This window comes from Sphingobacterium puteale (assembly GCF_050986225.1).
Taxonomy (GTDB): Bacteria; Bacteroidota; Bacteroidia; order Sphingobacteriales; family Sphingobacteriaceae; genus Sphingobacterium; species Sphingobacterium puteale.
This window is the reverse complement of the sequence record NZ_CP158959.1, coordinates 2,973,511-2,987,901: the sequence shown is the minus strand read 5'-3', so window position 1 is coordinate 2,987,901 and position 14,391 is coordinate 2,973,511. Positions and strand designations below refer to the sequence as shown.

The window sequence follows — 14,391 nt, the reverse complement described above, 5'->3', positions numbered from 1 at the left end:
TTACTTCTTTTCTGACCGACGTTTCCATCTATTGAACAGTTTCAACAGCAGCGGAATCAACAGGAAGGGCAATAATAAACTGATCATACTGACGACTGTATTTCGTCCGTTATCACCAAAAAAGTAAGCCGACAGCGAACCCAACATAACTGGAACACCAATGACCAGAATTTTCACCCATGCTAATTCGGTCTCAGCCTGATGAATATCACAAGTAGGAATAGCCGCGACCACGTTAAACTCCTCGGCATTGAAATAGGCTAAAATTTGTGCTATTTCAGATGTTGTTAATTCCCGTGGTCGCAAAATCTCTCCTTTTACAACAATAAGCAATCCACGCTCGTCCTGTTGAATGCTATCAATATCCTTTGTCTTAAAGTATTTCCTATACCCCATTGGGTTAAGAGCATACCCTTTATAATCACCTCCGGGACAGAGACAAGAGAAGTTATCCGCATTCAGTGAAAAAATAATGTCCGTATGATCATCCCGAATAGTCGCTATTAGAGCTACCAGAGCATGAACACAACTTAATGCCAGAAATTGAAGGATAAACATCCAAAAAGACAGCTGTAACAACCAGGATACGAGCAGTCCCAACAGAACCAAAGCAATGGAAAACCATTTCAGATATACGATCAGATTTATTTTGCGATTCAGAAAATAGCTAGCAATCGCACAGACGACAGAAACGATACCTGATTTCCACTCCAAAAAAACAGAAAGCAAGCCTACAGTGAAAATAAGTCCATACAATACCAATATGAAATAATTCCCCTTTTTACTTAAATTTTTCCGTTCGATTTGGATACTGTTTCCCAAGTTTCAGCGCTTTTAAAATAATGATTGCTTTCTTGTTCGCTTATATAGCATTAATTGGATAAAGATATTTATATTTATCCAATTAATGAATATTAAAAGGGAAGATAAACAGTGAGAATTTGACTTATGAAGACTTTTCAATTTAAATCACATAACGTTAAAAAGGGCTTAATCTTTGGATTTAGCTATTTGATTATTGTTTTTACTATTTTCAGCCTTATCTATGGTGGCATAAATCGTATGGCTGATGCTGTCAATGACTTTGGCTCAGCGAAAGGGCTGGGCTTCTTGGTCGCCATCATTGTTATTGGTCCATTTGTTGTGATCCTTCAGATAATTAACCCCAAAATAGAAGTACATATCGATTCTCAGCATATACTGATCAAACAAAAGAGGAAACCGGATCAGGACATCCTCCTAGAAGACATTTATAGCATGAAAATAAACCATTCATTGGTTAATCAGCTTCAGCTTTTCGACCGGCAAGGACAGTTAATCATAACGATCCACCCCCAACAGGATATGCAAATCATTTACGGGATTGCTGCCGAAATAGCGCAGCAAAGATCCTTCGTCCAACAAAAAGGTAGCAAGAAGATCTTTGGTAATCCTATCGAGACCATGTCTTACACAAGGAAGCTTTAAAACTGAAACAGATTAACGTTCTCGACCTGATCCAAAATAACAACAAGATTTTAAATAGAATAAAAAATAATACGTGAAGGTATACTATCCCAATAATCAATGGACATTTTATATGATATCTCCTCTCATCATCTGGGTAGGGCTTTGCTATTTCATATTTGTCGAAAGGGATTTTTCCTTGGTTTTTATAGGCTTTGCTTTATTTTCCTTTCTCTTCTTTTGCTATTGCCTTTACGAAAGATTTGGAACCAAATTAACCATCTATGCCGATCGTGTGGAACTCCGCCAAAACTTTCAACAGTCCCAATCATTTCACTATATAGATCATGAATTTGTCGTAGGTCCGACCTATGACACCTTTACCCATCGGACGTTTTCAACAAAATATACGGGTCGGTCACGTTATTTTTTTATCTATCCGTTGGATGAAGATGGCAATCGCGTGAAAATGCTTTCTACTGCGCTTGAACTTAGTATTACCAAGGGTAGATACCGAAAAATCCAAAAAGATTTATCAGAAAGCTTGAAAAAGTTGGATCTTCTAGCACATTTGCGTTATAATAACAACAACGATACTGTTATTGTTAGAAATAGGTAATCCTCTTTTTAGCAAGAGTACAGCATCCAAGCTTACTTTAGTTCCAGCAGTTCTTTGCCAAACTTTTTCTCAATAAAAGGATTCATCGGTGGGATGCCGAATTTAGTATTGTCTAACCAAAATTTGCTTGTATAACGGCTTTTTAATTCGAGCCAAAGACCTGAAGTAACCTCTTTCTTTACGTTCTTGAATTCTTCTTTCGTCATGAATCGACGTTCCTTTGTATAAAACTCGCTCAAAAAATCAAAAGGGACAAATTCCGATTTACGGCCTCTCTTAATAGCACCGACATTCATTACCACCCTGCTGACCAACTTCCCCTGTTCAGGTTGATCGAGATTTGTCGGCGAATAATTTTCCATGGTTACCCCAGTATATTGCTGCCCTTTGATCTTAAAGAAGCTTACTTCTTTTTGGCTATTGGGTGGGATAATATCAAAATATACTTGTACATCACCACGGGCTGTTTTTTGGATATATCCTGTATTCAGATTACCCGTCCGGATGATTTTCCGCCCTTTATCCGGAACCAGAACAAATTTTGAAGGAAGATCATTCGCAACAGACTGCGCCTTCATGCGCATCACATGTGGCTTCCATTGCCAAAAATTTCCCATCACTTCTATAAAATTCTGCGTAGCGATGGAGTCCTCAAAAATCCGGTAATCCAAAACCCGATGATAGACCTTCCCATTTTTGTTTTTCAACGGAATATAATATTCTATAATTCCGTCGTAGAAATAACGTGTACGCTTATTGAAAAAAGTGGTATTTCTAAAATATCCCTTCAAAATAAGATAATCATACTGACTCTTATCTCCGATAGCGACCTCATTTATTTTAATACTACGTGGAATCAATTTGATCAGCTTCTCCTTACGCAGCTCCGAACTCAATTCCTGATAATTATTATAAGAAATATGCTGTAATATGATCTTTGAGCTTGCATTCTGCCTAAGCGAATCCAGTTCGAACTCCCCTTTCGTATTCGCTACACACAATAATGTACCATCTTCTGTATAAATATTCACTAAGGGCACAGGTTCACCACTCAGACTATCAATGATGCGAATCTGAGCAAATAGTATGTTGCAACTAAAAAAGAAGCCTAACACAAATAATATTTTTGCCATAAGTCAAATGATTACCCTAAAATATAAAATAGTCATTACAATAAATGCCAAAAATCGTTAAAATACATTCTTATACAGATCACTTCGACCAAAATCTATCGAACCCGATCTCACTTCATTTTCGAAATGTTTTTTTTTATTCCGTACAATAAATTTCTTTCTATATTTAACCATCAATCCGATACATCATATGGACAAAAGTATTTCGGTTAAGGAATTAGAGGACAGCCTATTTTTTTGGTATTATTATTTATGTTGGTTCCAAGGTTATGACATTGACAACGAATTAAATATGGATGAAGCCCTGGAAGTACTGCAAATTGATGAGCTGGCTTTTGCAAATTGGAAACAGCAATTTTTTCCGGCAAGTATCAATAACGAAATCCTGCGATCTGTACAAGGCGAACTGACGGAAGAATTATCGTTTCATATTCAATTCCGAACCCATGAAATCGTATTTTTTCTCAACGATACCTATATAGGTAATTTAGGAGGACATTTTGAGGCATGGTTTTTCACCTTGGATGAACTAAAATCTTTTGCATGCTTTCCGCTTCTCTTCATGTTATTTTTGCCTATGCTGGGTATTACAACCGAGCAGAAACAGGAGACCCACGCATTGATAATGCAACATTTGCCAGCTTTACCGGCATTGAGCGATCATGCGACATACATCGCTAATTGCATCACAAATGGATTAATAATGGCGAATGGATTTATAAAACAAGAACGCGTCGGCCAAATCAATACACAAAACCATAGTGTCAGAAATATCAACCAATATCCTACCCATACAGAGAATATTATGACAATAAATAAATTACTGGCAAAATTCGTTCAAAAAAAACGACATGAATAGGTTCAAACTATTTAATTGTACCGATGAAATTCAAAAGAGCTCACTACCTGATTTTAATGTGCATAACAGTAGCCTTAGGATTGTTATCGCGAAAAGTAGCGTTTATCCCTCTTTTTATTGGCGATAGTCTGTATGCCTTTATGATCTATTGGGTATGCAGGTTTATTTTTTTCCACCGATCGTTCAACTTTTGTTATGTAACTACCCTTGTATTTTGTTTCTTAATCGAGTTTTTACAACTGGTACAACATCCATTATTGATCAGTGCCCGCAGCCATCCGCTTCTGCGATTACTATTTGGCCAAGGTTTTCTCTGGTCTGATCTGCTCGCTTATATCGCCGGTGCTTTTTTTGCTGTTTTATTGGAGCGATCTGTTCATTCAGGTCCGAAAAAGTGAAAATTTTACCCGTCTAATTTTCTTAAATCGCATTCAGGTAGTCGTTTAATGACAGCTCTGTTTCAATCTGCAATTTCTTACGCAATCTATACCGGTGGATTTCAACTCCCCTAACGGTAATATTCTGCAGCTGTGCAATCTGTTTGGAAGTAAAATGAAGTTTCAAATAGGCACACACCTTAAGATCATTACGAGATAACCCCGGATGTCTCAGCTTCAACTTATTCAAAAAACCATCATTGAGCTCGTCAAAATGACTGGCAAACTGATTCCAGTTGGCGCTGTTCTTTTCGATGTCTTTTAGTAGATTATTGATACGTTTCAAATTGGAGGTTTCATCTTCACCTGTATCCAACTTAGCCAGTTCATCCCTTACTTTAATCAATGCACCCGAGTTTTCAAGTAGCTGCATACTCGTACTTGCCAGTTCTTTTGTTTTGGTCATGACCTCATTGGCCAGTTTCTCGTTATTCAACTTCACGATCTCCTTTTCGTTTTTTTCAATTTCCAGTTGATGGATATAGCGCAGTTGAGCCAGTTGCTTTTCATGTTTCAATTGTTGTTTATTCTGTTCAATTTTTCGCACACGAATCAATCCCAATACAGCAAGGCTAGCAAGCAGAAAATAACCGATTTTTGCCCATAGCGACTTATACCAAGGCGGCAAGACGATAAAGCTATATTCCTCCACGCTGGATTCCTGGTTAAGATTGTTCCTTACTTTTACCAAGAATGTATATTCGCCATTCTGCAAATTGGTGTATGACTTTTCCGACTGCTGGGTCCAGGAAGACCAACTCTCGTCATACCCCGAAAGTTTATAACTAAACTCGATATGTTGATGTATACCGTAACTTGGGGAGGAAAAGCTAAATCGGAAAGAATTGAAAACAGCAGGTAACTGTAGGATACCATCCCCAACAGACGCCTGTTGCCGTTTTGAAGCATTTGAAAAAAAACCGCCAAAAATAAGGCTATCGCCCTTCCCTGTTGCCACAATTCGCGACAGTATAGCGACAGGTTTTACACTTTGTTTCAAATATTTATCATAATTGATATGAAGTGCTCCTTTCTCCGCTCCTACATAGATATTATTTCGATCAAAACTATAGATATGCTCAAAGCCGGATGTATTCATGCCTTCTATTTCTGGAAAATTAATCAGATGATAAGTTCCCTGTTTTGAATCAAATTGCCCCAAACCGACCGTTTTTTTTGTGCAAAACCAGACATTCCCATCTTGGTCATCTCTGAGATAGCGTATGGTCAGATCTTTAAAGGCAGCAAATTGCTTGCTTGGCACAAATCGCTGCCTACTATAGTCATAATTGTAAAGCCCTTTTTCGGTCGCAAAGACTACCTGATTTTTTATTTTAAACACATAGTTTTGATAATCCGCTGGGAGTCCATGCTTTCGGGTGTAGAGTTGAGCTTGATATGACTTTTTGTCCTGTGAAAGCGTTATGCGATAGATCCCTCTGTAGGGATGAGAAGCCCATATTGTTCCATGTTCGTCCTGTTCCAGAAACCGAAAAGAATCCGAGGGACCATTGAGCGAGCCTCTTGAAGAGAAAATGCCATTATGAAAATGCAATAGCTCCAATCCCTGATAGGTTCCGACTAAGCTCTCTCCAATCGGATATACCATATTTAGCGGAAGCAATTTCCATGTTCCTATCCCCCGGCTTAATGGTTGGATGGAGTGCCCCCGGATCTGAAACAACCCTTTATTGTGCCCAAGTAGCAATTGACCATTGAGCTGTTCAAGACGCCAGGCTTCTCCACCGTCACTACCCTGAAGAAGGGAAAATACGGCTGGTGAACGGCTCTGATCTATCAGACCACTTTTTATCCCCGCATAATATACACCATTTGAGGACGAGAGATAAAGTGTATGATTAAAGATTAGGGAGGAATATCCGGTCACGTCATTTTCCATATTGGGTCTAAGATACCGAATTGCACTTCCATAACTTATTACAGAAATCACATTATCCGTACCGATCCATATGTTCTTTTGTCGATCTACGAAGACGGCGGTGACATTCTTATTTTGGAGACCTTCCCGGACACCGATCCGTTGTATTGTATTTCCAGCTAAGTTGCGTATGTGGCAACCTTCTTTTGCATTGCCGACAACAAAGGTTGAGTCATCGATTTTCGCTAAAGACGGTGTGTAACTACCATCGCCATCTTGTGCATTCAATCGTGTCAATTTCATGTTTAATAACGCATATGTTTCGTTATTTAAGGTTGACAACAACATGCGATCTTTGCCAAAAGGCATCAATGATGCGATTTTCACATCCTTAAAAGGCAAGTCTTTTAAATAGGGAGTCCATTTATTATCACGAAACTCCAGCAAGCCATTCTTCTTATCCTGAGCATAGAGCATCCCCGCTGATTGCCCCATATAATACCATTCCACAGCCGCCGGGTGTACTTGAATCTTTTGTCCTTTTAATTCAAATATCACATTGGTAGCCCTAAAAAAGACCGATTGCCCTACACCCACCGTATTCCAGATGTCTGCAAAGTTCCTGTATTTTTCGGGAACTAAATCCTGCAATGACCGATAGACTAAACCCGATTGCGACGAGCGTTCAAAATACCCAAAGTCACCTTGTCCCCCAACATAAATTCGATCGTCGGCATCAATCCAGACCGAGCGAATATTGGTGTGATTGGGCAGGGAAAATGTTTTCCAGTATCGTCCGTCAAAGGTCAGCAGCCCTTCGCTGTTACCAAAGTACATGATGCCATGACTATCTTGTTTGATATCCCAAGTGCGGCTCCCACCCTGGTACACGGATTTACTATAATTGTAGACCAAAGGCATGCCAAGCAAATCCTGAGCAAATAACGCATTAGAAAAAGCAGAAAATAGTATAAAAAAAAGGATGGCAAAACACTTCATAATAATTCCCTTCAATTGGCTGACGTAAACTTGACGTACCCCAAATATATTGAATTATAGCCGAAAAACCCAACATGAAGTAGTGTTGTAGTACCCTTAAAATTCATTAATCATATCTGTAAGGCTAATTTTGACTCTTGATAATTATAAACAATTCCTAAATTTCAATTCATTACACATGAAAAATAATATCAGTATTATTGCCGGTACTGTGCTGTTCTCCTGCCTAACAAATATGGTAAGTGCACAGAGCAGAACAATCAGTGGACGGATTACAAACGAGCAGGGCAATCCTGTTGTCGCCAGTATCGTTGTACAGGGAAATTCCAAAATAGGCACAAGTAGCAATGAAAACGGGGACTTTACACTCGACATTCCCTCCAACTTCAACTATGTCATTATCTCATCACTGGGATATGAAACGAAAAAAGTACCCGTAAACGGAACTACTTTAACTATTCAACTCAAACAAAAAGGAGATTTCAATCTCGATGAAGTGGTTATCGTGGGTTATGGTACCCAACGCAAGGGCGACCTAACCGCCCCCATTGGTACAGTAAATATGGAAGAAATGGTCAAACGTACCGTTTCCAATCCAATGGATGCGCTACAAGGTACAGTTGCGGGCGTGCAAATCGTAAGTTCGGGAGCACCGGGCTCATCACCCTCGGTTCGTGTCCGTGGGGTGGGTTCTTTTAATAATGAAAGTCCGCTGTATGTTGTGGATGGAATGTTCATGGACAATATTGACTTCCTGAATCCAAATGATATCGCTGACATCTCTGTTTTAAAGGACGCTTCCGGTGCCGCAATTTATGGGGTACGTGCCGCAAACGGTGTCATTTTGGTAACCACAAAAAAAGGAAGCCTAAATATGAAATCAAAAATTACATATAATGGTTTCGCTGGTTTCCAAACACCGACAAATGTCCTCAAAATGGCCAATGCACAGCAATATGCAGCCTATGCGAAAGCCATTGGTAATGAAGCCTTCGTAAAAAGTTCGGTGCAAAAATTTGGCGGGACCGAGACCAACCCAGCGATGGACACCGATTGGTTCAACGAGCTCCTGCGCTCCAAAGCCCTCATCACCAACCATAATCTCGACATCATGGGTGGATCCGATAAAATCACCTATTCCATGGGCCTTAATTACGTCAAACAGGATGGAATTATGGATGCCAGCAATATGAACCAAAAATACAATATCCGCATGCAGGCGGATGCCAAAGTAACAGACTGGTTAAAGGCGGGTTTTAGTGCGCATTTCAATAACTTCAAAACCTACTCGCCGAATAATGCTGCTTTTAGACAAGCTTATTTCGCCTCTCCACTCTATCCGGTCTATGATCCTACCCTTGAACTTGCCAAACCAGAGAAATTTGGCTCGAGTACTGCAATCGGCATGCAATCTGGTTTTTGGTACAACAATCCCATTGCAACAGCCTTTTACAATACGAACCAAACAAAGGGTTTCCAGATCCTGCCTACCATCTATCTAGAAGCTACATTGTGGAAGGATAAGATCACTTTTCGTTCGCAGCTCAGTCAACGGTATCAGTCCACACACAATATAAATTATAATCCGGTCTATTATATTGACAATGACCAGCGCAATGATCGCTCCTTTTTACGGTCAGCACAGGCACGTAATACCAATTATATTTTGGATAACCTCCTAACGTATAAAGATCAGGCTGGCAAGCATCACTGGTCCCTGCTATTAGGCCAGTCTTCACGTGAGGAACGCTGGCGCGAAACCTGGGTCCAAGCCAATGATGTACCTGCATCCGAGGAATTTTGGTATGTCGGCGTAGATGCCCAAGGCACTGGTTCAGCTACTGGTTATGGCGAAAAAGGATCTCGGAATGCAGGGATATCATACTTTACCAGAGGTACTTATGATTATGACAACAAGTATTTACTAACTGCGACATTCCGCGCGGACGGAAGTTCAAAATACCAAACGAAATGGGGTTATTTTCCATCAGTTGGTCTGGGCTGGGTGATGACACGCGAAAAGTTTATGGAAAACCAAAAGCTTTTCAATCAGTTAAAGCTTCGTGGAAGTTGGGGTAAATTGGGGAACGACGGTATCCAGCCCAATGCAGGATATGCAACAGTCTATTCTGGCAACAACTACTCTGGTATATTTGGCAGCGAGGGAGCAACAAATGGTATCCGGGTCCCCGGATACCGTGTCGGCCGTTTTTTCACTCAAGTCCGCTGGGAAGTTGTTGAAGAATGGGATGGCGGTCTGGATTTCGCTTTATTGAACAATCGTTTGACAGGCTCTGTAGATTATTACCACCGCACGACACATGACCTTGCATTTAGTCGACCTATCCCCTTTTCCTGGGATCGTGTCTATGGTAACTGGGGAAGTGTAACAAACAGTGGCTGGGAGATCGCTTTGCAATGGAAAGACAAAGTCGGTGACTTCGGATATGCACTAGGCGGAAACCTGACCACCCTAAAAAATCGGGTCAAAAACCTTGGCGGACTGGAAAATATCATGAACGGTTATCCGGAATGGTCTGCCGAATTCCCAGCACGTATCGAACTTAATCAGCCCATCAATTTCTATTATGGTTATGAAGTCGCAGGGGTCTACCAAAACCAGGCTCAGATTGATGCCGATCCCATTGCGAAAAAATACAACCAACAAAATCCAAACACACCAATTTTACCAGGATATCTTCAGTATAAAGATCAAAACAACAATGGCGAACTCGATGAGAAAGATCGCGTCAACCTGGGCAACTACCTTCCAACTATTGCCTATGGATTTAATATTGCATTTGATTACAAAAAATTTGATTTAAGTGTTGCTTTTCAAGGTGTAGCCGGCAACAAGATCCATAATCTTAATCGTGCGATGCGTCGGAAGTACAATCAGATGAACGCAGATGCCGCATTCATTGAAAACCTATGGACTGGAGAGGGAAGCAGTAATACACATCCTTCCGCAAAAGGTTCCGTTGCCCCCTGGAATCTTCAAGCCAGTTCATTTTTTGTTGAAAGTGGAGCTTACCTACGGATACAGAACATACAATTGGGCTACAACTTTGATCTGAACAAAATACCAGTTCGTGTTTTCGCAACAGCTGACCGACCTTTTATGTTCACCAAATACAATGGATTTACGCCTGAAATATCCGGAATGGGATTCGATGCCAATGTGTATCCGATCGCCTCTACATATAGTCTAGGTGTCAAAGTATCGTTCTAACTATTAACCCCTTAATTTAAACTGCATGAAAACTTTTAAATATATCCTGATTGCAAGCTGCTTAGGCCTTTCTTTTAGCCAATCGAGCTGTAGTAAATTTTTGGACAAACCCTTAGAAAACCAGCAGCGTTCTGAGGAGATCGATTACAGCAACACGGCTTTGATGTATGGGCCTGTTTCCGGTGTATATCGTTCGGCCTCAGACGATAATCTGGTACACTGGATTGACCTCTCCATTCGTTGCATGCGCGATGACGACTACCAACAGGCCGCACCAAATCCAAATGACAACCCCGAATTAATGGGGATCAAAAATTTTCAAAATGATGTCACGATTCAATCGTATTGGGGTTTAAATCAATCTTGGATCAGTTATTACAGCCTCGTTATTGCTGCAAACAATGCATTGATCGAACTGGATAATTTCGCGGCGAAAATCCCTGCATCAAATACAGCCGATATAAAACTCAATAAACAATACAAAGCCGAAGTCAGGTTTCTAAGGGCCTATGCACACCTCATGGCATCACGCCTGTTTGGAAATGTACCTATTTTAATTGACAGTGATAATATTGGTCGCCTGGCTACAATCAATAAAAGCACAGCCACCGAAGTCCGCCAATTTATCCTGGATGAAATGAATGCCTGTTCGGAGGATCTTGAAGATGCCCGTCCTAATCAGTCCAAGCACGTTGGAGCAGTAACACGATATTCCGCACTTCTTTTAAAAGCGAAAGCCGCTGCGGATTTGGCTGGAAATGACAACGGTAGTACCTATTGGAACGAGGTCCTCGATGCTACAAACAAAATTATCGCAAGTGGCAAATTTTCCTTATACCCCAACTTCTATGAACTTTTTAAAATCCCGGGAAAACTGTCCAACGAATCTATCTTTGAACTGCAATACTCCGATTTTGGATTAGGAACCGGGGATATTGTTCGTCCCGGTGTTGATTGGGGAACGTTTTTCAAGTGGCAAGGTCCTTCAGGTGATCAAAAAGGAAGTCCTATTTCTGGTGCTGGCTGGGTCCCACCTTCACAGAATATCGTTGATTTCTTGACCAATAGAGGCGAAACCGAACGGCTAAAAACCACAATCTTATACTGCGGTATCAACGGCAACCCGGCAACTACGGCAACAACACCAAGCGGCGATGTTGTCTATGGGAATCCTTTCGGTGTCAAATATTTCAACGGCAAGGCCTATCTTCCAAAATCACAGATGACGGCAGGCCGAATGGAATATGGAGCGAACAATAATGTGCGTATATTACGTTATGCGGATGTACTTTTATTGAATGCAGAGGCCAAAGTCAGAAAGGGACTGAATGGTGATGAGCCTTTTCGTCTGATCCGCGAACGTGCCAAACTAACTGCAATTACAAATGTCACTTTAAACCAGATTTTGGACGAACGCCGCGCCGAATTTGCCTGTGAATGGTGGGGCGAGCGTTTCAACGACCTGGTCCGTACAGGACGGGCAAAAGAAGTATTCGGTGCAAAATTCACCCCCGGTGTAAGTGAGTTCCTCCCTATACCACAAACTCAAATAGATGCAAATCCTAACTTTCGATAAATGATGACCGCAGGAAGACTACTCGCTTTTCTATTGCTCAACCTTCTCTTCCTTCCCTTCGGATGGGGACAGCAGGGAAAACCCGTTAAAACAACAATTACTAAGGTAGGCGGTGGCTTTACAATCATGCGCAACGGCCAGCCCTACTTCATCAAAGGAGCGGGTGGAACAAGCAATATGGAACAATTAAAAGCGTATGGAGGCAACTCCATACGCACATGGAGCCCTTACCAAGCAGATGAAATCCTGAATAAAGCACAACAGCTGGGACTTACGGTAACCCTGGGTCTCGACGTGAAAACAGAACGGCATGGTTTCGATTACAATGACCCGGTGGCTGTTGCAAAACAAAAAGAATACCTGCGTACAGTGATCCTGAAATACAAAGATCATCCGGCCCTATTGGCTTGGGGGATCGGCAATGAACTCAACCTGCATTACAGTAATCCCAAGGTCTGGGATGCTGTCAATGCCATTGCCAATATGATCCATGAATTAGATCCCAATCACCTGGTCACCACAATGCTCGCCGGTATAAATCAAAAGGAAATTGATTATGTCAAAAGCAAATGTCCGGCATTGGACCTTATTGCCGTGCAAGTATACGGCGGACTTGCCTCCGTTCCTGAACAATTGAGAAAAACAGGCTGGAACAAGCCCTATATCGTGACAGAATGGGGGCCTACCGGCCATTGGGAATGCCTCCAAACACCTTGGGGAGCATCGATTGAAGAGACCAGCCACGAGAAAGCAGCAGTTTACAAAAGCCGATACGAAGCCTCCATCGGTCAGGACAAAAACTGTCTGGGATCTTATGTCTTTCTGTGGGGACAGAAGCAGGAACGTACACCAACTTGGTATGGACTGTTTACCGAAGCTGGCGAAGAAAATGAGGTTGTCGATGTAATGCATTACCTCTGGTCGGGGAAATGGCCAGAAAATCGGGCTCCACAGCTGGACTCCTTTTTGTTGGACAACAGGCAGGCAAAAGATTTCATCTATCTTGAGTCTGGTAAAACCTATCCCATGGAAGTCTTTGTACGGGATCCCGACGGGGATAAATTAAGGATACGCTGGGAACTTCTACAGGAGAGCACTGACCTTAAAGAAGGTGGTGACCGTGAAGAACGGCCACAGGCGCTAACCGGATTTATCAAAAATAGTACGGATGACAAAGGTACATTAACTGCTCCTTCCAAAGAAGGTGCTTATCGGTTATTTGTATATGCAAATGATGGAAATAACAATGTTGCGACGGCAAATATCCCCTTTTATGTGAGATCAACTTTAAATAAGACCAGCGGCAGAGCCTATCATTTCTCACCGGTACCGGTATGGTCCGATGAATTTAATTACTCGGGCTTACCGGATAAAAGCAAATGGTCTTACGATATCGGTTCCCTCTATGACGGCTGGGGAAATAATGAATTGCAATATTATATGGAAGCTTCACGATCAAATTCCCTGGTGCAGGATGGCGTCCTGAAGATTACAGCGAAAAAGGAAAATAAAGGCGGTAAATCCTATACCTCCGCAAGGCTGACCAGTAAGAATAAGGGGGATTTTACTTACGGCAGATTTGAGGTCCGGGCAAAACTACCGCGAGGCCGTGGCACCTGGCCCGCTATCTGGCTGCTTCCTACCAATCGGAAATATGGTGACTGGCCCAATTCGGGGGAAATAGATATACTTGAACATGTTGGGCACGATCAGGATGTGGTTCATATTTCTACACACACCCAAGCGTACAATCATGGCATTAACACACAGAAAACAAGTAAAAAAAAGGTATCCGGCGTTTCCGACAGGTTTCATGAATATCGTGTCGACTGGACTCCAGCCTACATCAAGGGCTTTGTTGATGAACAGGAGATTTTCCACGTTGACAATGAAAACAAGAGTTTTAAAGAGTGGCCCTTTGACCAGAATTTCCATTGGTTAATCAATTTGGCTATCGGTGGAAACTGGGGTGGTAAAGAAGGTATAGACGACACAATATTTCCGGCAACATTTGAAGTTGATTATGTTCGTGTTTATAATTTATTGGAATAAAATTTCATTTGGCCGCTCCCCCTTTAAAACCCAAACCGCTTGTCGGATCACCTCGGCAGGCGGTTTTGGCTTTAGCAATGATTTCTTCCATGATATTTTTTTGTTCAAAAGCAGAAAAAAGTAAGAAGTATTTATACTTTTGAATGCACAAACGGCGAT

The 14,391-nt window shown here is 41.4% G+C and carries 10 protein-coding genes; 7 read left to right on the top strand and 3 right to left on the bottom strand.

What is annotated here, in order from left to right; translation table 11 throughout:
• Entirely contained in the window at nt 1–822 is an 822-nt protein-coding gene (locus ABTV71_RS12530; protein WP_433903386.1) for a hypothetical protein, read from the bottom strand.
• Between the two features lie 126 nt (nt 823–948).
• Here ABTV71_RS12530 and ABTV71_RS12525 point away from each other — a divergent pair, with 126 nt between their 5' ends.
• Entirely contained in the window at nt 949–1,467 is a 519-nt protein-coding gene (locus tag ABTV71_RS12525; protein WP_121124634.1) for a hypothetical protein, read from the top strand.
• A 73-nt stretch (nt 1,468–1,540) separates the two neighbouring features.
• Nucleotides 1,541–2,065 (top strand): hypothetical protein, encoded by a 525-nt coding sequence (locus tag ABTV71_RS12520; protein ID WP_433903385.1) that lies wholly within the window; start codon nt 1,541–1,543, stop codon nt 2,063–2,065.
• A 32-nt stretch (nt 2,066–2,097) separates the two neighbouring features.
• Here the strand turns inward: ABTV71_RS12520 and ABTV71_RS12515 are convergent, their stop codons facing one another.
• A complete protein-coding gene (locus tag ABTV71_RS12515; RefSeq protein ID WP_433903384.1) occupies nt 2,098–3,198 on the bottom strand; it encodes a hypothetical protein in 1,101 nt (366 codons plus the stop codon).
• Between the two features lie 190 nt (nt 3,199–3,388).
• Here ABTV71_RS12515 and ABTV71_RS12510 point away from each other — a divergent pair, with 190 nt between their 5' ends.
• Together ABTV71_RS12510 and ABTV71_RS12505 are read left to right on the top strand one after the other, a co-directional pair.
• Nucleotides 3,389–4,057, top strand: coding sequence for an Imm19 family immunity protein (locus tag ABTV71_RS12510; protein WP_121124631.1), 669 nt, complete (start codon nt 3,389–3,391; stop codon nt 4,055–4,057).
• Between the two features lie 23 nt (nt 4,058–4,080).
• On the top strand, nt 4,081–4,455 hold the full coding sequence (locus ABTV71_RS12505; protein ID WP_433903383.1) for a DUF2809 domain-containing protein: 375 nt from the start codon (nt 4,081–4,083) through the stop codon (nt 4,453–4,455).
• 22 nt (nt 4,456–4,477) lie between these two features.
• On the opposite strand, the gene ABTV71_RS12500 is transcribed toward ABTV71_RS12505, so the two are convergent.
• Entirely contained in the window at nt 4,478–7,372 is a 2,895-nt protein-coding gene (locus ABTV71_RS12500) for a triple tyrosine motif-containing protein (RefSeq protein ID WP_433903382.1), read from the bottom strand.
• 178 nt (nt 7,373–7,550) lie between these two features.
• Between ABTV71_RS12500 and ABTV71_RS12495 the strand changes: the two genes are divergently transcribed.
• The 3 genes from ABTV71_RS12495 to ABTV71_RS12485 are packed head-to-tail and all read left to right on the top strand — an operon-like array spanning nt 7,551 to nt 14,232.
• Nucleotides 7,551–10,604, top strand: a complete 3,054-nt coding sequence (locus tag ABTV71_RS12495; protein WP_433903381.1) for a SusC/RagA family TonB-linked outer membrane protein — start codon at nt 7,551–7,553, stop codon at nt 10,602–10,604.
• A 25-nt stretch (nt 10,605–10,629) separates the two neighbouring features.
• Nucleotides 10,630–12,180, top strand: coding sequence for a RagB/SusD family nutrient uptake outer membrane protein (locus ABTV71_RS12490; protein ID WP_121124627.1), 1,551 nt, complete (start codon nt 10,630–10,632; stop codon nt 12,178–12,180).
• Nucleotides 12,181–14,232 (top strand): family 16 glycosylhydrolase, encoded by a 2,052-nt coding sequence (locus ABTV71_RS12485; protein WP_433903380.1) that lies wholly within the window; start codon nt 12,181–12,183, stop codon nt 14,230–14,232.
• Nucleotides 14,233–14,391: the final 159 nt, after the last annotated feature.